The sequence below is a fragment of the Ureibacillus sp. FSL K6-2830 genome (genome assembly GCF_038004145.1).
Taxonomy (GTDB): Bacteria; Bacillota; Bacilli; order Bacillales_A; family Planococcaceae; genus Ureibacillus; species Ureibacillus thermosphaericus.
Map to the genome: position 1 here is coordinate 985684 of NZ_JBBOQR010000001.1, position 21953 is coordinate 1007636.

Annotated in this window: 17 protein-coding genes and 2 pseudogenes; 5 read left to right on the forward strand and 14 right to left on the reverse strand. The window is 34.5% G+C overall.

The genetic code is table 11. The features are described from left to right. Window positions 1-335: 335 nt before the first annotated feature. Both NSU17_RS04835 and NSU17_RS04840 read right to left on the reverse strand, forming a co-directional pair. Window positions 336-2045 carry a phospho-sugar mutase gene (locus NSU17_RS04835; RefSeq protein ID WP_340704444.1) on the reverse strand — a complete coding sequence of 570 codons (1710 nt, stop codon included), beginning with the start codon at window positions 2043-2045 and terminating at the stop codon, window positions 336-338. A gap of 248 nt (window positions 2046-2293) precedes the next feature. Beyond that, the gene (locus NSU17_RS04840; RefSeq protein WP_016839611.1) at window positions 2294-2782 is read right to left on the reverse strand and encodes a competence protein ComK; all 489 of its coding nucleotides are present in this window, start codon (window positions 2780-2782) and stop codon (window positions 2294-2296) included. Between the two features lie 324 nt (window positions 2783-3106). On the opposite strand from NSU17_RS04840, the gene NSU17_RS04845 reads away from it, so the two are divergent. Beyond that, on the forward strand, window positions 3107-3598 hold the full coding sequence (locus NSU17_RS04845; RefSeq protein ID WP_339289140.1) for a sigma-70 family RNA polymerase sigma factor: 492 nt from the start codon (window positions 3107-3109) through the stop codon (window positions 3596-3598). Window positions 3599-3722: 124 nt separating this feature from the next. Here the strand turns inward: NSU17_RS04845 and NSU17_RS04850 are convergent. Continuing rightward, window positions 3723-3830, reverse strand: a pseudogene (locus tag NSU17_RS04850) (UDP-glucose 4-epimerase GalE); the annotation flags it as partial. 291 nt (window positions 3831-4121) lie between these two features. Here NSU17_RS04850 and NSU17_RS15905 point away from each other — a divergent pair. After that, complete coding sequence (locus tag NSU17_RS15905; RefSeq protein ID WP_445684069.1) at window positions 4122-4469, forward strand: transposase; 348 nt, start codon at window positions 4122-4124, stop codon at window positions 4467-4469. Here NSU17_RS15905 and NSU17_RS04860 read toward each other — a convergent pair. Then, the gene (locus NSU17_RS04860; RefSeq protein ID WP_340704445.1) at window positions 4423-5064 is read right to left on the reverse strand and encodes a tetratricopeptide repeat protein; all 642 of its coding nucleotides are present in this window, start codon (window positions 5062-5064) and stop codon (window positions 4423-4425) included. The two genes, NSU17_RS15905 and NSU17_RS04860, sit on opposite strands and share 47 nt — an antisense overlap. Window positions 5065-5815: 751 nt before the next feature. On the opposite strand from NSU17_RS04860, the gene NSU17_RS04865 reads away from it, so the two are divergent. Continuing rightward, window positions 5816-6247 carry a hypothetical protein gene (locus NSU17_RS04865; protein WP_340704446.1) on the forward strand — a complete coding sequence of 144 codons (432 nt, stop codon included), beginning with the start codon at window positions 5816-5818 and terminating at the stop codon, window positions 6245-6247. Window positions 6248-6645: 398 nt separating this feature from the next. On the opposite strand, the pseudogene NSU17_RS04870 reads toward NSU17_RS04865, so the two are convergent. From NSU17_RS04870 to NSU17_RS04890, 5 genes and pseudogenes are all read right to left on the reverse strand, one after another. Further along, window positions 6646-6798, reverse strand: a pseudogene (locus NSU17_RS04870) (helix-turn-helix transcriptional regulator); the annotation flags it as partial. 227 nt (window positions 6799-7025) lie between these two features. Further along, a complete protein-coding gene (locus NSU17_RS04875; RefSeq protein ID WP_340704447.1) occupies window positions 7026-7865 on the reverse strand; it encodes a PD-(D/E)XK nuclease domain-containing protein in 840 nt (279 codons plus the stop codon). A gap of 18 nt (window positions 7866-7883) precedes the next feature. After that, window positions 7884-9089, reverse strand: a complete 1206-nt coding sequence (locus NSU17_RS04880) for an AAA family ATPase (protein ID WP_208651224.1) — start codon at window positions 9087-9089, stop codon at window positions 7884-7886. Between the two features lie 348 nt (window positions 9090-9437). Continuing rightward, a complete protein-coding gene (locus tag NSU17_RS04885; protein WP_081189730.1) occupies window positions 9438-9722 on the reverse strand; it encodes a helix-turn-helix domain-containing protein in 285 nt (94 codons plus the stop codon). Window positions 9723-9831: 109 nt separating this feature from the next. Continuing rightward, entirely contained in the window at window positions 9832-10737 is a 906-nt protein-coding gene (locus tag NSU17_RS04890; RefSeq protein WP_340704448.1) for a tyrosine-type recombinase/integrase, read from the reverse strand. Between the two features lie 204 nt (window positions 10738-10941). Between NSU17_RS04890 and NSU17_RS04895 the strand changes: the two genes are divergently transcribed. Both NSU17_RS04895 and NSU17_RS04900 read left to right on the forward strand, forming a co-directional pair. Continuing rightward, entirely contained in the window at window positions 10942-11856 is a 915-nt protein-coding gene (locus NSU17_RS04895) for a tyrosine-type recombinase/integrase (RefSeq protein ID WP_340704449.1), read from the forward strand. Between the two features lie 880 nt (window positions 11857-12736). Beyond that, window positions 12737-14578, forward strand: a complete 1842-nt coding sequence (locus NSU17_RS04900) for a DEAD/DEAH box helicase (protein WP_340704450.1) — start codon at window positions 12737-12739, stop codon at window positions 14576-14578. A 249-nt stretch (window positions 14579-14827) separates the two neighbouring features. On the opposite strand, the gene NSU17_RS04905 is transcribed toward NSU17_RS04900, so the two are convergent. From NSU17_RS04905 to NSU17_RS04925, 5 genes are all read right to left on the reverse strand, one after another. Beyond that, window positions 14828-15079 carry a helix-turn-helix transcriptional regulator gene (locus tag NSU17_RS04905; protein ID WP_340704451.1) on the reverse strand — a complete coding sequence of 84 codons (252 nt, stop codon included), beginning with the start codon at window positions 15077-15079 and terminating at the stop codon, window positions 14828-14830. A 689-nt stretch (window positions 15080-15768) separates the two neighbouring features. After that, window positions 15769-16929, reverse strand: a complete 1161-nt coding sequence (locus NSU17_RS04910) for an AbiH family protein (protein ID WP_340704452.1) — start codon at window positions 16927-16929, stop codon at window positions 15769-15771. Between the two features lie 85 nt (window positions 16930-17014). Further along, window positions 17015-17215 (reverse strand): hypothetical protein, encoded by a 201-nt coding sequence (locus NSU17_RS04915; RefSeq protein ID WP_340704453.1) that lies wholly within the window; start codon window positions 17213-17215, stop codon window positions 17015-17017. Window positions 17216-17698: 483 nt separating this feature from the next. Next, window positions 17699-20434, reverse strand: a complete 2736-nt coding sequence (locus NSU17_RS04920) for an S-layer homology domain-containing protein (protein ID WP_340704454.1) — start codon at window positions 20432-20434, stop codon at window positions 17699-17701. Between the two features lie 743 nt (window positions 20435-21177). After that, window positions 21178-21897 (reverse strand): WecB/TagA/CpsF family glycosyltransferase, encoded by a 720-nt coding sequence (locus NSU17_RS04925; protein WP_340704455.1) that lies wholly within the window; start codon window positions 21895-21897, stop codon window positions 21178-21180. Window positions 21898-21953: the final 56 nt, after the last annotated feature.

Sequence of the window (21953 nt, forward strand, 5' to 3'; positions counted from 1 at the left end):
TTAAACCATTCTGAAAGTATTAAGAATGTGTTGCTAAATAGAAACCTCCACTTATGCATTATTAATATATTGTGATCCTGTACTGTCATTTCATCAACATGAAAATTTAATAGAATTAGGGACATTACCATTTCATCATTTTTTAATAATTGTATATCAAGTTAACACTACATTTCTCTTTTATTCATAATTAGGGATATTCTATTCATAAGTGTAAAAGAAGGTAGAACAATTATAAGAAAAACGGCACAAATTCTTGTGTGATAAGAATTTATGCCGTTTTTACTCTTATAAAAATGTTTAGTGATAGGGTCTTACTCAGTCACCTTCCTGTCTCATCTCGCCAAGTAGTGATGCCAAGCACTCACTAAGGATTCCAGCGACTCTTCCGCTGCTTCTCTGCTTTCTTTCACCACACCAAAGTAGAATTTACATTTTGGTTCAGTTCCGGATGGACGGATTGTTACCCAGGAGTCATCTGCCAACACAAACTTCAATACATTTTCCTTAGGCAAAGTTAATGGCTCAGTAGTGCCGTCCACCAAATATGCCAAACTATTCCAGTAATCTTCCACCCTTACTACCGGCACGCCATCAACTTCCTTTGGTAAATCCTTACGCAACCCATCTAAAATGGCTTTCATTTTCTCTTGTCCATCTTTTCCTTCAAACACTTTTGACACTAGAGCCTCACGATAATAACCAAACTCCCCATATAACTCTTCTAACACTTGCGACAATTTTTTTCCTTTCGTAGCATAATGAGCTGCCATTTCAGCGACCTGAATCGCTACTTGTACGGCATCTTTATCGCGAGCAAATGGCTTAATCAAATAACCGTAACTTTCTTCATATCCAAATATAAATGTATATTCTCCCGTTTTCTCAAACTCCGCAATTTTTTCAGCAATGTACTTAAATCCAGTTAATGTGTCAAAAGTCTTTACATTGTATTTCTTCGCAATCGCAGTACCCATTTCTGAAGTTACAATCGTCTTCACCATCGCGCCTTTTTCCGGCAAAGTACCTTGCTCTCTCTTCGTCTCTAATAAATATTGTAATAATAGAGCACCAAGCTGATTTCCTGTCAAAAGCTCATACTTCTCCCCGTTCCAAACAGCAACACCGAGGCGATCGGCATCTGGATCGGTCGCCAATAACAAATCTGCCCCAACTTTTTCTCCCAACTCCATCGCTAGCTTAAAAGCAGCAGGTTCTTCAGGATTCGGGTAAGCAACTGTTGGGAACGTACCATCTTGAGTTGCCTGGGATTCTACTACATGAATATTTGTAAATCCAAATGCCTCTAATCCCTTTGTTACTGGTACAAAACCTGTCCCGTGCAACGGAGTATACACTATGCTTAACCCAAGAGCTAAGTCTTGTCGATTCTTTAACGTCAATAAATTTGCCAAATACTTTTCATCATACTCTTCTAAAATCCAATGCAATAAACCTTGCTTCTCTAATTTATCTTCAGACGCCACTTCAATCGCAAATATATCCTCAATTTTTTCCATATGATCCACTATTGTTTTCGCCGCTGATGGAACTAACTGCGCCCCATCTTCGCCATACACTTTAAAACCATTATACTGTTTTGGATTGTGGCTCGCCGTAATCACAACTCCTGCGAAGGCATGTAACTCTCGAACAGTAAAGGACAATTGTGGTGTTGGCCGCGGTTCCTTATATAGATAAGAAGAAATTCCATGAGCCCCTAAAACACGAGCCGTCTCCAACGCAAATTCATAAGAATAATGCCGAGTATCATAAGCGATGACGACTCCCCGGCGTTTTGCTGATTCCCCTTGAGAATCGATATAACAAGCTAGCCCTTCAGCAACTCGACGAATTGTATAGATATTCATGCGATTCGTACCAGCACCTAGGATACCGCGCATCCCTGCTGTCCCAAAGGATAAATATTGATAAAACCGGTCCTCAATCGCAGCAAAATTTTCTGCAATTTGCTCCAGTTCTTCTTTTAAATAATTCGGCAAGTCTTCATTTTTCCATTGTTGATAAAGTTCTATCACACTCATTTTGACACCTACTCAATAACGTAATTGTACCTTCATTTTCATGCTTTTAATTATGGCATAGATAAACTAAAAAACCAATGTTGTTACTATAATTAGGAATTAGAGTAATTTTAAATAAAAATGAAAAGAGCAAATTGGAAAACGCTTCGTTTTCACAATTCGCTCCTTTTTCGAGACCATTAGATTGTCCCTTTATGATGAAGAGGAGAATGGCAACAATAGTTTAACAGATTTTAAAAAATATTCCATTACAAATTGATAAATCTTCTTCTGCCTGAAATATATTTTGTTTCACATAACAATGCAAGGGCAAGTCTTCTTCTTTCCCACACTTTTTCCGCTGATAATCGAATAAGAAAGCGTTCGTTATTATGGAATATAATATAGCAATGATTTTTATCAACAGGCTGAACTTTGAAAGTTAAATCGATAACCCATAATGGTTCTCGGTAATCTTTATATGGAAATTGACAGGCTACAATTCCTCTTTCTTCAGAAATAATGATGGGCGGATTTTTCCGTTTTCTTAAAATTCTTCTCGCTGATTTTAGTCGCCCATTTAAATCCGAACCGAAATAAATACAGATGTCATCCAGAAGTTGATACGTGTTTTTGGTTGAAGCTATTTTCCCATAATCATAAGTCAAAACCTGAGATGAATGCACTTCAGTATAGAAAGGAGTAATTGCAAAAACATTAAAATTTTTCATCATGTCCAATTCATTGAATTCATTCATACAATAACTTCCTCCTATGCTAATTTGCTTCATCTATTTTGAAATAGTAAATATTTAATGAACTTTTCCAATTTTATTTATAAAGGATAATAGAATTGAACCGTTTTTACTACTTACAACTAAAATTATACAGAATAAACAAAAAAATACAATACATATTATGGAATTTTTAAAATTTTCTTTAATTTATAGATAATAGTATAGAAAAATCTAGTAATTATTAGTAGAAAATCATGATAATAGTCGATTCGAAAAAATATAAAACTTCTCTTACGATAGTAGCACCCGGGAATATTGATCAGTACTGATCGTAGGAGAAGAAGGATGGAAACATTTGATCAAGTACTCGAACAATATACACCGATGATTTATAGCGTAGTAAAACGAGCAAAAGTGTATAAAAACCACGACGATTATCGTCATTGTGCAACAATCGCATTATGGAATGCATGGAGAAACTATGAACCTTCTTACGGCCCATTTGCACCATATGCTTATCGCACAATGCTCACGACGATTTACCGAGAAATGAGCAAGGAAAATCATTATGAGAAACATTGTACAAGCTTCGACAAAGAAACTCTTACATTTTTAGCACAACAGATGGAAATCAAAAACGGTGGACAGTCAAGCTGTTCGGATATTTTTTTGAAGCTGGAGACAATCGTCTCTAAGGAAGAAATGGAACTGCTGTTGGATCTTTATTATTACCGATATAAATACGATGAACTAGCGGAGAAATATAGTGTTTCTGTTTCAGCTTTGAAGAAACGGAGAAATCGATTGATCAAACGGTTGCGGGAGGAGTTGGGGTGAGAGTGGGATCAGTTAGCAACTATGTATTGGGTGCCTGATCGTTGTCTCAAATTAAAGAATAGATACAAGGTACCTGCACAGGTGCCTAGCACATTCTTAAAATCAAAGTAGTTGTGCTGGGCACCTATATTGAACTTTCAAATCTCCATGCATCTCTACACATGTCAATAAGATTTCGTTTTGCTTTCCAACCTAATTCTTTTTCTGCCTTCGAAGCGTCTGCGTAACAAACGTAAGCATACAGGTTTGAGAGGACCACGACTCGTTGAGGGTGGAGTTGAATCAGAATCGGATTCCAAATTGACAGGGACGATATTTAATTTTTCAACTGCCAAACAAAAACACCTCCTCTGTAATGGATAACTCTATCTTACAGGGAGATGTGATCGATTGATAGGCTCTATTATATTTTTTGTTGGTGAATACAACCAGCACCATTTTTTACACAAAAAAATGAGACATGTGACAAACTCTAGTAAAATGGAATCGAACAAAACATCATTTCCCAAAGGAGTTGTGTCACATGTCTCACCATCATTCTTTACGAAAAAAAGACAAGACAATCAACAAATCCATCAATGACGTCGAGAATACGCTAAAGTACGATTATCATAACGGCATTTTAGAGGGGATTCATAACAAAATCAAGGTGATGAAACGCATTTCTTTCGGTTATCGATCCTTCTATCACTTTAGAAACCGAATACTTAGCGAAAATAAAAACAGCTTAGGGGAACCTCGAATTTCCCCTAAGCCATCCGATTACCTATTACCAAATAATATCACTAAAATTTATTCACCCACACCTTTTGACAAAGAACCAATTATTTTATTACACTGCTATATTTATTTGGGATTTCATTTGATGTGATTTTTTTTATTGATTCTAATACCCATTGTCTGTTTAGTGCCATAACACTTGAAGAGAACACATCAAAACTAGAATCAAGTTCTCCCAACAAATCAGTTGTCCCACCATCCGTATATATCTGATTATTAACTTCTTCCTTTAAATATTGATAACCTCTAAAACTATCATCAGCTCTTATACTTTCAATAAATTTATTAATATCATTGTCAGCGCTTGTATCAATATTTTCAAATTCGTCAATCAATTTTTTTATATCTTTCATTATATATTCCATATCTGATGCTGATACAGATATACCGCTTCTTAATTTCTCTTTTTCAATATTATACAACCCTGTTAGAAAATCATTTGCTTTTTGAGCATTAGCTATTTCTTCTTCTATTTCTGAAACCTTTTTACGAATTTCGTCAGTATTTTTTAAAGATAATATTTCTTCATATGTATCTATTGCCTTTTCTAATTTTCCTTCTTTATAGTAGTCCTCAGCGAGACTTGTCAGATTTCTAATTTGCTCATTTGTTTTTTCTTCTTCACTCTGACAACCTATTATAAATAAAATGAGTACAGAAATGGTGACTAAAATTAGTTTTTTCATAACGATAAATTTGGTCCCCTTTCATATAATTTCCATAATTATTATAGCATTATTATCATCGTCTACGATAGTAAATCCTTCAAAAGTTGTTGCTGCAACAGCTGCAGTTTTAATAGTTACTTGCGCACCATATACTTTTTCGTTTCCAACTACTACATAAGGTTTAACAATTACACCGCTAGTAGGGAAACCTGCTACATTTACGTTACCATCTGCATCTACATGAGAAGTGTCAGCAGATTCGAACTTAACTGTATAGTCTGGAGTGATGTCATTTCCGTCTTTGTCATAAACTTTAGTTTCAAGTTTAGTGTTAGCTGTATTAGAAACTACAGTTTTAACAACTTCAACCTTAGCAGCAGGAGCTACGTTATAAATTGTTTCAACTGGAGCTAAATCCTTAATGCTAACAACATAAGTTTTTCCAACAGTTAATGTATCACCAGTTGTAATAGTTACTTCTTTACCTGATACTTCTACTTTCTCAAGGTATAAGTCTGCGTTGTTATCTTTAAGAGCAACTTTAACATTAGCTAATTTAATATCAGATACTTCTTTGTTTAGAGTGACTTTAACAGTTTTCTTGTTAATCGCACTTACAGTCTATCAACATAGCATTTTTTCACAAAAATATTGCTGTTGTATCAACGCCTTATATAATAGGTTTTAACGGCTGTTAGATAGATAGCTAATGTCATATAATTTGTTGAATTATAGGCTAAAGTAACCTTGGAACATTCAAGGTTTTGCGTTGAAGTATCTTGTAAGGAGGATAAAAAATGCCGGTCAATTCAATATCCAAAAATCTGCTGAATCAGTTTCAAGAACTTTTGGAGAAAACAGAAGGAGAATTAATATTATTTCACCCTTTATAGGGACACAAACAGCAAATTTACTAGCGGATTGGTTGAATGGAAAACCCTTCTGGAGACTGGATAAAATTATCGCCTTCATTGAGTTTGATGGAGAACAGCATGACAAACCATCTGATTTTTTCGGGGGAGAAAAAGGATTTAAAGAAAGGAAAATAAATGACCAAATTAAAAATGACTTTGCGAAACAGAAAGGAATCCCCCTCATTCGGATAAAGTATAAGGACTTAAATAATATTGAATCGGTCTTACAAGAAGAATTGAAAAAAATTAATATATACATTGATATCAATAAAACAAACGTTATCTAAAAGGAAATAACTGTTCCTTTCATTATTCGTGGTATCCCTGTAATTCCCATTTTCAATGCATTTGCAAATCTGTGTGGTTTTAGGAAAGAAAAAAATGCATTTATTGATTTAATGATTTTAAAAGCCAGTTCTTCATTGACTGGCTTTTATCCAATTAAGCTACCCAACAGGCAGCAATCAACATTTTAACTCAACTAAATACAAAAGTAATAAAAAGATTCTCACACATATAAAGTGAAGTATGCCATTTTATATAATTTAACCAGCTTCTCACATTCCCCGTCCAAGTGTTTGATTTCAAACTACGTCCATATACTTATTCCTCCTAAAAAAGCTGTTCCTTGGAGAATTTTCTCTCCAAGGAATGGCTTCGATAATATAAGCATATGAATTATGCGTTAAACTTGAACATGCAGGTTATGGTCATGATCCTGTCTACTACTACCGTCAATGATGAAAGGAGTATTCAATGCCTGCGAAATTTTAAAAAGTGTCTCTGCTCTAGGGATTGTAAGCCCCGCTTCAATTCTTCCAATCGTGGATTTTGGAACTCCACTACGGTCTGTGTGTTTTTTGCAAAGAGAAAATGGCTCTTACGTTCTTTTCGTGGAAAATCGAGGTAATTGAGAATACAAATAAAAATACTTATTTGCACATTCATTTTCTCAATGAACCTCTTCCGATCGCCAAGATTGAGTCAGAGACACTTTTATTTTGCAATAAACATCTGTGAGCATTCATGCCATTCACCTTAACAAAACTCTTTGCATTTTAGAAATCAGAAAGTGATTTCTCGAATAATAATTGTTTCAAGTTCTTTATCAAAACCTTGTTTTTCTCTTCGAAAAGCCTTCTCAAAAGCATCAGGGTTTTTTATTAATTTCACTTTATCAAATATAAACAGGAAAAGATGATCGGCTTCATAATGAAATGAATCTGAGCCTAACTCTTCCCTTAATTTACGCTCAGTCATGTTTTCCCTTGTACATTTCACCTCTATTACAATTCCATATTCATCGAGTACTATATCATATCTGACGGAAGCATAACCAGCATCATCTACAACCTCTAATCTAGCATCTGGAAATATTGGTCTGATTAGCGAATATAGTATCCGCTGAACATCGTACTCATTTCCGATTTTAATCTTATCTAAATCTTCCTTTTTGATCGTACCATTACCATGAACTTCATCTTGATACATCGCCTCAATGTGTTTATGAAAATTCTTTAAAATCTTTCGGATAATTGTTACAGCTATTGTTTTGTCTATATGATCCTCAGCACTTTTCTCTGGTAAGTATTTACCGGACTCAACGTCAGATTTTAATTTACTCAAAATATCTCTACTTTTTTGAAGAGCTTCTCCGACTTTACTAATAGTGTCCGCTCTCGAGAATTTATTTGGAACCACTTTCGTTTCAATCAGAAAATCTTTACTTATCGATGATTCAGAAAAATTTTCACTCAACGTTCTCTTTACATCGTTCCTCCAAGCGTTAAAAGAGTCATAAACATCTTGCTTTTGCTCATAGAGGCTTATAAGTTTTTCGAGATCATCTATTCTTTCATTTATTTCTTTTATAACTATATCCGGCTCTTTTCGAATCATCGACATATAAATCCCCCTTCACGATCAATAAGTACCCCATCTTAAAAAGAACAGGAACAGGGGATCTAGAATGAATATTTGATTATCTTTCCATTCAAAGACTTGATAAATAGGCTCACTAGAAAACATGATATCATGCAATTTTTGAAGAGAATCTCTAATCTTGTTCTTCTCGATTTTTTCCTTTGAATTAATTACTAGCAGCTGATCGATTCTCTCTTTCATTTCGTCCACTGACAGGCTAACAACAGGTGGATTTTGAGCAATTGCTTTTAATAAAATATGATAAATATCCGCTTTTTCTCCATTTTTTAATTGATATTTTTTTCTTTCTTGCCCCCTTGTGGATGGACCGGCCATTAACTTTTTAACCACTTCTTGATACGGTAAGTTAATAGTAGTGAACCGATAACTTTCTTCCAATTTTTTTTCGTCATTTATTTCCTTTATACTTTCATCTTCATCAATATTTAAAATAAGCGACAAATTCAAACAAATTGACTGCATTAACTGTGGAGATGTAAGGCTTTCTAAAGCCATTTTTGAAGCCAATTCATCACTTATTTTGATGCCAAGCTGCTCAAAACCAGTAATCGCAATTTCCTTTAACTCATCTTCTTGCCATGGTTCGATATTAATTAAATTTAATCTGCCGCTCAAATCTGGATTTTTCCTAATGGCGTCATCCGCTCTATGAGGTAGTGATATAACCACAGCTTTAAATTCTCTTCTAATGGCATCTTTTAATTGATAAGCGATATCTAACTGCACCTCTTCAGGAGCATAATGGAAATCATCTAGAACTAACACAAGGTTATTTTCTTTAAAAAATTCAATCACTTTATCCTTGTTTGATCCATACTTTTCTCGAGTAGAAATTGATTTATCTTCTGGATTATTATCAGTGCCTTTTAGCACAGTCGTTTCTGAGTATTCTCCTTCAAGAGGCAAACCGACTTTATTTGCAACAACTTCCCAAAAATCTTTTGCATTTTTAAAATCACTACCTGTTAAAGAAACCATATTTTGCGGTTCGATCACTTTCTCACATAAGACAGTCTTCCCTGTTTTAGATGGACCAATAATGGACGTTAAATATCCCGGTGTATTAAGAGCTTGCTTCAAACGTGTTTCATATGTAAAACCGAAACCCGAAGACTTTCTAGAAACGTATGTGTATTTCGGAAATGATCCCGGTTTGAACACTTCATTAGAACGAAGCTTTCTCAAACCATATCCCTCCTTTTCACACCTTTATATATCTTATATATCTAATATATATTATATATCTTAATACTAATATTTTAACCTAATCATCACTAATTTTAAACCTAATAATATAAAAAAAGACCTTTATAGACCTTTTTGTACTTTTCACGGCCTTTTTATCTTATGCTTTTCATATTTATCTAAACGTCAAAGCACATAAGGAGAGATCAACGATTGACAGATACGAAATTTTACATACATTGATCCCTTCCTCCAAAAACAAATTCCTTGGAGAATGTTCTCTCCAAGGAACAACTTCGATAATATAAGCGTATGAATGATGCTCTAAACTTGAACATGCAGTTATGGTTATGATCCTGTCTGACCCTGTCTACTCGTACCGTCAATGATAAAAGGGGTATTCAGTGCCTGCGAAATTTTAAAAAGTGTCCCTACTCTAGGACTCGTAAGCCCTGCTTCAATCCTTCCAATTGTGGATTTTGGAACTCCAATACGATCTGCAAGTTCCTGTTGAGACATATTCAGCTGCTTCCGTCTTGTTTTGATCTGTGCAGCTATCGTTCCTTCTAATTGAAGTTTTTGAACATGCAGCTCGCCTCGAATAGCTGCGTATTTCTTAAAAAAATCACTCATTCTTTTTCCCTCCTAAATTGTGAATCGCAAAATGATGGATGATTATATCGTTTGGAAAATGGTTGCCCTCCGCATCAGAAAGAATATGGATTATACTGAATAATGATCATTACATTTTCCGTAATGCTTCTACCTGTTCCTCTTTCGATGCATCTACATAAATAGCTGTTGTTTGAATGCTTTCATGCCGAGCAAGACGTCTAATAATTTCAATCGGAGTCCCGGCATTGGCTAAATTTTTGCAAAAGCTGTGACGGAAGCGGTGCGAGGTAATGTTCTTCATGTTGGCTAAATCAGCGTATTTCGCTAGCATTTTTTGAATGGCCCGCTCTGTTAGAAACATGGATCTTTCTGATACGAATAAACGTTGAGATTCCTTATGAATGCTCTTCTCAAGTCTTTGACGGTATTTTAACCACTTTCTCAGGTTTCTTGAATACTTTTGAACGAGCAAAACGGAGGCATATTTATTACCTTTCCCCTGGCGAACAATAATTTCAATATCATTTCCTTTGACTTGAATATCGCTTAATTCTAAGGATGCCACTTCGTTGACCCGCAAACCCGCATAAAGCATTAAGTCGATAATCGCAAGATTCCGGAGGCGCTTAAACTCATTTTTTTCTAATTCAACATAGCTTATAAACCGTTCTTGTTCTTCTTTGGTTAACCATTTTGTTTGGCTAGAACTTTGAGCATACTCGATTTTTTCCATTTTGATTCGATTCATTGGGTTATCTTTTATCAGGCCGGTCTCAGTTAAGTATGAAAAAAATACCTTTACTGCAGCAATATATTTGTTGATGGTTGCTGGCTTTCGTTTGCATTGATGCTTCAAGTAGCTTATGTATTCCTTCACATCGACTGGACGAGTTTCTTCTATTGTAATATTCCCTTCCCGCTGTTCATACCATTCGAGAAAATGAATTACCGTCGTGCAATACGAAGCGATTGTTTTTTTATCTTTTGCTTCTTCATATAAGTAATGAACAAATGAATCAACAAACTGTTGCATGGCACACCTCATAAAAAATGTTTTTTAAAAAGTTATGCGAACAATTTTAGTTAAGCCTTTAAATAATTCTGCGAACAATTATAAACCGATTAGAATGCTATTCGGCGCAGAATGGTAATACTCCGAACAAAGCACACCAAATCACACCAAAATTGTTCGGAGTATGGGGTGATTTTAAACTTCATAAGTTCGTAGTACAAATTAATGAAAGAGAGTGAAATGATAAAAATGTATCTTATTGATTTGTACGTTGAGTATTTAAAAGAGAATGGTAAAGATTCTAAGACAATTAAGACTTATCTCCATTCAGTTATGGATTTTAAGAAGTGGTCTAAGCAAGAAAATAAACTAATCAAAGCTAAACCGATTGATATCCGTAACTATATCACTTACTTACGTCATGAACGTAGGATTGCACCGTCCACGATTAATAAATACATCGCATCCTTAAAATCATTTTATGCCTATTTGACTGAACAAGAATTGATAAAAAATAATCCTATGGAACAAATAAAACGGATTTCATATGCAAAAGTAACTACTAATCATAATAAATGGTTATCTCCATTAGAGCAAGATAGATTTATTAGTTACGCTGAACTAGAACCTAATGAGTGGTTACGAATTCGTAACTTAGCTGTTATAGACTTAATGTTGTTTGCTGGTTTGCGGGTGCAAGAGGTTGCAGATTTACAGCTAGATGATGTTTCCAAAGCGGGTACAGACTTAAATATATTAATTCGTGATGGCAAACATGGCAAATTTGCAGAGGTTACATTAGTTTCTAAACATGCAAAACACTTAAAGCATTGGTTGCGTATAAGAAATGAATGCACAAAGACTTTCCATGAGAACTCTACTTCACTGTTTGTATCTGAACGATCAAGTAAATTAACAGCAAGAGCAATCCAAAAATTTATTTCTAAGTATGGAAAGTTAGCAGGTGTCGAAAATATTACTCCACATCGTCTACGCCATACTTTTTGTAAAAACCTTGCCAGACAAAATACTCCAATAGAAATTATCCGCAGACTAGCCAGACACGAAAAAATTGAAACAACAGCAATTTATATTGATCCAAGTGCAAAAGAATTAGTTGATGCACTTAGACGAATGTAACCTTAATCAAAACATCTGAAGGACAAGCTGCAACCAATGTACTGCATAAATGGAAAAAGTAAATCACGATTTCTTAATATATAAGAATTTATGATTCACTCTAATTATTAACGCTTACACCTAATTAGTCATTTCACATTAGCTGTTCAATAATCCTTATGTACTCAATTGGCTGCCGAAGACATTAGGGAAACGAACAATATGGCTGGAGCTATACACATGACATCATACTTTCCCAGCCAATTAAAATAACTAAGTTTTAAAAGTGAATCACTTTTTCTTAATATATTAAGGGTCTGTGATTCACTTAATTCTCTATTTGGCTGTCGAAAAAAATAAGTGAATCGAATATAACAAATGCATTGCAACATACTTAGCATTTAACTACTGCAGCCAATTCAACTAACTAGATTTTAAAGGTGAATCACCATTTCTTAATATATAAAGTCTGTGATTCATTTTTAATAATTTCTTACATGTGAACAATCAAGAAAATGTTATTGGTTTCCTAAACTTTGTGTATTATATTTGGTTGCCAAAAAAACTGGTGAAACGAACAAAATAGATGCAGTTCAAAACATTTGGCTATACTATCCGCAATCAAATTTATCATTTAACTTTAATAAGTGAATCATTTTTCTTTATATATAAGAGTTTATGATTCACTTAAAGTAGTAATCTCTTGCACTAAACAATCCAAGTAACTTTATTCATTTGTTTAAACTAGTATTATATATTTGGTTGCTGAGGAATTTAGGCATACGTACAAAATAGGTGCTGTGCTATACAATTAGTTATACGCTCCGCAGCCAAAAATCATGTATGTTTTAACATATCACACTTTCTTAATATTTGATTTACTGTTAAAGGAGGCTATACTATGAATTCTTCTTTAAATAGATTACCAAAAGATTATTTATCAACTGTTCAGTTAGAAGCTGTTAAAGACATTTATAATGTACTTCTAGACTATATAAACAACTTTTTGAACTACGCAAACAACAACGTATTACTTGCCTATCCAGGGCATGGAAAAACAACTGCATTAGCTTTGCTGGCTAATCAAATTTTACATGATAAACGAAAATATGATGGTTTTCTCTTTGTAGTCAAAGAAATTAGTCACATGAAAGCACTTAATAAAATTTTACCGCCAGAAGAAAGTAAAGTACTTTATGTATCACACGAAAACTTAAGTGAAGTAAGAGAAAAAATAAAACAAAGCCAAATCGTTATTATTACTCACGCACGCTTTAAAGAAATTGCAATTGAACATTTTAGAAAAGAAAATATCAATCTTTTCACAACATGGCGAGGTAAAAAACGAAAAGTGATTGTCGATGAAATGCCAGAGATGATTGATAGTTTTATTTATCAGGTTACTGATGATTGCCAGTGGATTAATGATTGGTTGGATGGAAACGGGAAAGCTTATAACAACGAAGAACGAGTAAAAATACGCAATTTAATTATTAAACTTTTAAATCAAAAAATCAGTAATGAAAATGGACCGACTACGGGAAAACCAATCCTTTCAGAAATCAACGATTTTGACGAAAAACTACGATTAATTGAATTTTTGAGAAAAACGGAAAAGAATATCTACGAAATAATAGACTTCGAATCTCGTAATAAACTTAGATGGTTCATTCGATTGTGTCAAGAAGAAAATGTAGGATATATGGATCAAGAGGATTCGTTATCGAAAAGAAATAAAAATGAGAAGAAGATCATATGCAGTAAAAAAATTAATTATGAAACGTTGCAATGCCCAATTTTAATAATGGATGGAACGGCTTTTGCCACTCCAATCCATTATCAAGATTACAACATTATTCCTTTAAAAAACCGTACGATTGACGAACGACTTATCATCACTCATCACCATATTAATACATCTTATTATGCACGGTCAAGCAGTGACAAAACCTATCAAGTAATCATTCGGGAACTAGAAAAGCTTCGTGGAAACAATCAAAATCCGTTTCTTTTGAGCTATAAGAAAGATTATGAATATTACTCAAAACACAATATCATTGACAGTGAAAGTTCAATTTATAAAGAAATAAATATCCTAACGACATCGAGTAAAAACTATTTGTCTAAATATACGGAGCTGTACCTCGGTGCTTTGCCATTACGTCCGCCGTATTATTACAAAGCAGCAGCTATAGCAATGTTTGAAAAAGATGAAGAGCTACTAAATTTAAAAATGAACCATGATCATTCGGTCAAACAATGGTTTAGCGATGAGAGGATTGAAAAAATTTATCGTGAACTTGTATTAAGAGAGCTGATTCAAATCATTTATCGTAGCAATATCCGAAATTTGAATGAGCCAAAAACGAAAAAGGTAAACATCTATATTGCAACAAAGCAACTTCATTTTCTATATGAGTTAAAACGTCTGTTCGAGCAGTGCGGAATGGATAAAGTGACGTTCCATTTTGATAGCAAAACAGTAATAGATAGCGACAAAGTAAAAGAAAAAGCGATAATGTATGCAAATGAATTAGTAGAAATTATTAAAAAAGAAGATATCATTTTACCCCAGCCAGTCGGAAAAATAACAAACTCAACAGCAATCAAAAACTTCATGAACCGACATTGGCAAAACTATCAAGATGAAATCCTCTCAGCGTTTCAATTGTACGGATTAACAATCACCGAAAACAGCCGTGGTTGGAAATTGATTGATTGGCTAACATACGAAACCCACTAACAATCCACATACACTATTAAAAATCCCCATTTTGGGGATATTTCCATTAAGAAGAAATTAAAACGTCTTTCATTTTCATTAACCTCCACCAATACCAATAATTAATTTTCAAGAACTTCGCAATTCTCAACTTTTCATTAGATTGGTTTCGGTTAACCTCTTTCTTTCTTTTGCAATCAGCAAATACTCTGTTTGGAGACTATCATATATAAGGCGACAGATTAGCATGAAGCGAATTTATACTTTCATTTATTTTAAATTCCTTAATTTTTTTAAAACTTTATTATATATGTCTATTTCTATTCCAGGATCCCCAGCTTCAATTCTAGAGATTGTTTTTTGAGTAGTTTTGGCGATTTTGGCTAGTTCTTGTTGCGTTAATCTGTTTGTTATACGCAATTTTATGATATCTTTCCCCAATGCACTTTTAAGGCTATCCAAATACTTAGCAACAAAAGCATTTTCTCTCGCTCTTTTTTTAAGCATTTCAAATTGATCCATTTCAAGGCACCCTTTTCCATTGAAAGTTGTCTTTATCCTTTTAGATTCATTCCAATCACGCTCGCTTTTCTATTTATAATTATACCTTCCATTATGGTTGGATGTTCTGTGAAATTTGCTTAAATATATTTTTTATTTTTCTAAACGTATTTAAAATCTCATCCGAATTCGATTTTAGATTGCAAAGATGAATGAAAATTTTTATGACGTAATCTTCCTAACAAAAAGCTTATTTATCAACCATTAAAGACATTATTCAGTGAACAATGTCAGACAAATCGTAAAAAAAGAATATTTCTTATTTTACGTCAGACATAACCGAATGAAAATGTGATTATATAAACTTTTATCGTTGAAAATAATGTCGGACAAACATTTATTATTGTACCACCTTCTACAGTTTTAGCTTTTACATAGCTGATACAATTTGTAACTGCACTGTTGTTTTTCTATTAGTCATTTCCAATACCAATAGTATCCTTGTGAAAAATTATGTTTGCAGTAATTTCATACCAAACGATAAAAGATAAGAATATTTACACTAGATATTAAATACACCTATTTGCTTTTCTAAAAATTTTTTTGTCAAAAATACTTTACACCGGGGTAAAAGGAGATTTTCATCTTATCTACTTGAATGACGTACATCACCGTGTTTCTCGATTTAGTGCCTGAAAAATACAGCCATATTACGTTTTAAACAATTTAATCTGTTTGGATTTTATACCAAGGTTTTTGGCAAAGGCATCAATGCGTTTGATATCATCGGCACTGTACCAACTAACAAACCATTTCATATTTGACGATTTTTTATTTTTTCTAATAATCTCTTTAAAATATGGATAATCAACTATTGAAAGGGAATGACCTATAACCACTACTATTTCTATATCTTTATAAGCCATAAATGTTGTTTGGTTAGCTTCAATCACATCACTAGATTTCTTGGCAGTCGAGGAGTAGTAATTTCCTAATTGATATCCAGCAGTCGCATGCAAATCATATGTAGTCTGGTTTTTCATTCTCAACTGATTACTTTTAAAATTGCTTGGATCCAAATTAATTTCATGATTATCGATGTCAGAATGGCCCAAAATCAACTCTTTGTTTTTATCTCGTCTTTCCCCATGAATATAGAAAATACTTCTTTTTGGCACTTCGTAAATCGTTTCTAGAAATTCTGTATAATTAAAATTTATAAACTTTGCTTTAGTATTTATAACCTGCTTAAGCGGTGTGTTAGAATTAGTTGGTTTTAAAGAAGCTACCCATTTTCTAAAATTCTTTGGTAACTCGTCCATAATCGTGTACGTGGGGGACATAGCCGCTTCTTCGGCCATGAAAAAATCTGCTGCAGAAAAATCATCATCATGTTGTTCTTTTACGTCAAAAATATCCATCCAATCATTAAGCGTAACGAGCATGGCTTCGTTATCAAGGTAAGCAAGACTTTCCTCAAAATCAGCCCATAAGTCTTCTTTACGAATATACATTTCTAGTGTTTTTCTAAGTTCATTATGGCGTCCCATGGAATCTCTGAAATGATAGTAACTTGATGGAACACCATGCATGAGATCAAATCCGTTCCCAATAATGTAAAGAACCGTATTATGATCTGCCGATTGCATTTCTATTTCTTCTACCTGTTCAAATTGCAAATTTGCTAAAACATGATTTAGTTCCTGTTTTTGACGTTTCTGTTCCAATTGAGCCTTCCTTTTTTCACGGCATGACTTACACCTTTTGGGAGTATGAAGGCCCTTCTTTTTATAAAAATTACGTTCTCCCTCTGTAAAAAATGTTGCATCACACTGTATACACTTTAATAAGAATATCTTTTCATCTGACACAAGTACACCTCTTTTATGATTGATGAATTGAGCTAGTGGTAGATTGACTATTTTGGGACTAAGCAACATGCGCTCAGTCCTTTTTCTACTTACTTCTAACCAGCTTAACTTTATCGCTGCCCATAAGATAAAGGTGTGATCCATCTTCCGTTGTACTAAAAGTTGCACCCGGATATGTAGCCATATTTGCTAATCTATACTCTTCCACCAAATCATCAAACTCCTGGTCTGTATATATCCCTACAGGAATAAGCTTCACATTGCTCTCCACTACTTTAACCGTCATATTCTCTCACCCCCTCTCTCTCTACCATTCTACCAAAACAAACAAAAAAGCCCATTCTCTTTAACTTGAGAATGAGCCATGGTTGATTCGTTATATCGTTTCATGGTTATAATATATATTTGATTTTCTAATTGAAGCGGAAAAGAAAAGCCCTGCAGAGATTTCTCTCCACAAGGCTTCCTATTTGTCAGAACAATAGTTCGATACGATTTGACAAGTGACAGGCACTCATCATTCTTTTTTACGGAATTAAACAAAAAACCACAACACGACACCTACTTACTTCAAATAAGTCATTGTCATGTTGTGGTTATGTTTTTAGATTCGTATTAAACGAGAAGGTAAAGAGCCGAAACCCTTTACCTTCCACTTATTCCTGAAAGGAATCGTCCTCGTGAGTTCTTGAAAATTTATCCAAAATGAGTCACGAGAACCGTCCCCGTGGATCCTCCCCATGTACCAAATAAAATAAATTTTATGATATTAGATATCTACTTTAACTGCTTTCGTAGCGACGATTTCACCTTTATCATTGTATACACGGAAGATTACATATCCGTCAGAACCTGCTTCTACAGCGTAACCATCAGTTGCTTTAACTGCAGTTTTATTTACATCTCCGTTTACATATACATCACCAGTAGTAGCCATACCAACATAACCAACAACTGGTTCACCTACAGTAAATGCGCCGTCACCATCTAAATCAATGTACAATGAATCGACATTAGTAAGGGTCGTTTCTCCCACTATATCACTAGTTAAACGCACTGCTTGAGAATAGTTTCTTGATAAAGTTAAGCCATTGATTCTTGGATCTCTATCTCCAGATTTTGTATAAGATAAGAAATCTTCATAGTCTAATGTTGTTGCATAGTTAATAGTTGGAACATTTTTGAATGCAACGTTTGTTACCGCAACACCTTTATCAGTAACTGTTAATTTAATACTTTGTTTAACATTTGAGTTATTTTTATCAGTGATTGTAATTGTTACAGTACCATCATTCGATCCTGCTTTAACAATTAGATAATCATCATTCGCAACTACACCTTTAGTACCAAATGTTTCATCTAAAACATCACTATCAGAAGCATTAACAGCAGTTACTTCAAAGTCTGTACCAGCTGTAGGATCTGGTAGTAATTGATTCGCACTATTGAACGCTTTTACATCAATTTTCACATACTTTTTATCACGAGTATCAATTGTAGATGTTGTTGATATATTGTTTTTAGTAGCGTCTGTTCCACCAGCATCTTGAACTTTCTTAACATCTCCGTCTGAAATAGAATTATCAACTGTTAATGTATATTTAGAAATTGTAACATTGTCAGTTACATTTACTCGAACAGATGATCCAATACGAGTATCCGCTTTGTTACGAATTGTAAAGTCAGCTGTACCAGTGTCTACACCTTCTACAATTACTTTGAACTCTAGTTTACCATCAGTAGATGGAGTAGAATCAATTTCTTGTACTTTAGCTACAGTTTCATCAGAACTATGCACTGTGAAGTCTGTACCTGGAGTAGCATGTACCGGATCGCCATATTGGTCAAGGATTTGAACTTTAAAGTCCCCTGCTGTATCACCTTTTCCAATGTTAACTGATGTTTTATTTAATTTAGCCGTTGCAATTTTACGTTTTTCACTCTTAACAGTTAGTGTTTTCGTATATGTTTGACCACCGTAAGTGACCGTGATTGTTGCAGTACCAGGTCCTTCTGCTGTTAATGTATAATCTGCTTTATTTACAGAAATAACCGATTCGTCTGAAGATGTAACAGAATACATACTACTTAATCCACTTAAATCAACGATTTCTTTAGTTCCACCAACTGTAACATGTAATTCCTTGAATTTCGCTGTATCTCCAGCAACAAGTGTTGAGCTTACTAAATCAAATGTACTATTGAATGTACTATCTGATGTCACTTCAATAACTCCGTTAGTAATGTTACTTACTGCTGAATCAAGATTTTTAATAGTAATTTTCGTGTTAGGAGTTACAAATACTTCTGAACCTTTTGTTAAAGTTAATGTTACATAATAGTCAACAGAAGCATCGTCGCCTAGAAGTTCATGTAGATTATCCGCTAACTCACCTGTAGTTGATGTAGCTGAATCACCAGTGAAAATATTTACAGGGTTTCCACCACTACGTCTATCAGTCGCTTCAAATTCTACTGTATAACCAGCTGTAATTAATTCTTGAGCTGTTACTGCTTTGCCATTAACAAGAATTTGGATGAATTGTTTCTCTGTATCGTCATCAAAGAATTGACCTTCTGCAATTTTTACTTCTGTTGCTTCGATTTTGTAAGTTACATCAAATGAAGCGTCTTTTACAGTTACTTTTGTTGCTACATCAACAACTAATGGGTTTTTAAGTTTTACAGTAGCAGTTTTGCCATCTTCAGCAACTGTTACAGTAGATACTGTATTATCTTCAACAGTGATATCTTCAGCTGTTAAATCTTTTAAACCAGTACCTGTTACTGTTAATGTATTAGCGTTAATCGCACTTACTGATTCAACTTTAACTGGCACTTCGTAGTTGATTGTACGGTTTAAGAATGAAGCGAATTGACCGCGTGTGATTGCGCTTGTTGGGTTGAAGTTTTCTACAACTGTAATACCAGCATATTCTAAAGCTGTGATTGCTTCAACGTTTTCAGTTGAATATGCTTTATCTAAGTCTTTGATGCTAGATGTGAATCCAGCTTCTTTGTAATCTTGAATTAAGTCAATGCCTTCTACCGTTTTGATGGCACGTACTAATACAAGTGCCATTTGTTGGCGTTGCATTGGTTGGCTGTAGTTTAAGTTGCCGTTAGAACCGTTGAATACGCCAGCATCTTTAACTAGTGCTGCGTATTTTACTAATTCAGAGTCAGCTGCGTTTACTGGAAGATCGTTGAAACGTTGTACAGTATTCCAGTTTTCTGGAACTTTGTAGCCTTTAGTTTCTAACCAACGGCCTAATAATTTAACAGTTTGTCCGCGGTTGATTTCTGCGTTTGGTTTGAATGTACCATCTTCATAACCTTTGATGATACCAGCGTCTGATAAAGCTTTGATTGCATCAGCATGAGTGTTGCCTTCGATGTCAGAGAAGCTTGCAGCTGAAGCAACAGGAACGATTGCGCTTGCAACCAATGTAGCTGTAGCAGCTGTTGCTACGAATTTTTTATAGTTCTTTGGTTGGTTAGCCATAGAAAGATTTCCTCCTCTTATTTCACATAATATTTTTAGTTATCCTCAAAACATATGAGAACTATAAACTATTACAAATAAAAGTTTAGTAGTCTGCGAATGGGTTGTCAATCTTTTTTTGGAAACAATTCCAATACTGTTACAAGATCGACAAATTCGTGAAAAGGATAACTAAGAATCTCTTATATTATGACATAAGTTATTTGTAAAAAACAACCTCAATCAGCAATTCTCTTATATTTTTTTTAGATTTTTTCATTTTACTAATGTTGGTCCATTTTTTTCATGACATTGGGGATGATCTGCTATTTTTTGCTGATTGGTTCTTTTGTTCCAATCGTTTATTCATGTTCCGTTTCATTCACCCGACACCTAGTATATTGGTGGCTATTGGGATTTATGACCGATTTTTTTGTTGGGGTTTATTTGGGTAGGAGTTGGCGCGATCGGATGGATAGAATTTATTCCAATAGAAGCATCTTGTGGCACCGTTTGGATTTTCTTCCTATTTATAAATGAGGGTTGGTGAGCAGGAAAAAGGCCCCAGCAGTGAATTGCTGAGGCCTCTTTCCTGGGCTACCAACCATTTTTTCTTGCAGGGAAAATTTTTCCATCTATTTTGTAGAGGAAATCTTACTACTTACTTCAGTCTAACACCATCAGTGTAAATACACAATAAATTATTACAAAGATTACAAAATAATTTTCTATTGCATAATTTTGTGGAGTTGAGGGAAATGTTGCTAATTGGCTTTTTTGCTGCGGATGACTTCGATTAAAAATTTAGGCAATGCCATTTGTCTCTTGATTCTTTTTGGCTCCAGCATCAACCGGTAAAACCATTCAAGCCCTATTTTTTGGAAAAATTCCGGCGCCCGTTTGACATTTCCTGCGAGCACGTCGAAGGATCCTCCCACCCCTTGATAGATGATTGGGTATAATTGGTCGCGGTTGGCATTGATCCAGTTTTCCTGTTTTGGGCTGCCCATTGCGACAAAGAGGATATCCGGTTTGGCTTCATTGATGTTGGCTACGACTTTTGCATTGTCTTTTTCGTAACCGTGCTGGATGCCGGCGATTTGGATGCCAGGGTAAAGTTCTTTCAGTTTTTCCGCAGCGGATGCGGCAACTCCCGGTTTTCCTCCATATAAGAAAATCCGTTTTTGTTTTTTCGCCGCTTCTTCACAAATGTGCATCATCATGTCGATGCCCGTAACCCTTTCGATGATGTTCCCTTTTTGAAGTTTGGAGGCCAGGATGACACCAATGCCATCAGGAATTTGGAATTCAGCTTCGTTCAATAGTTTTTTGAGAGCCGGATCGTCTTTTGCTTTCATGATTTTTTCCGGGTTGATGGCGACAATGAGTGATTTTTCTTTTTTCTCGATGCGGTCAAAAATCTGCTCGATCAGTTCGTCGTAGGTTTCTGTGTTGACTTGTATCCCTAATACGGTTTCTTTCATTTCCATTCATCCATTTCGATTGTATTTTTTCCGTTTATCATCATACCAAAAATTTT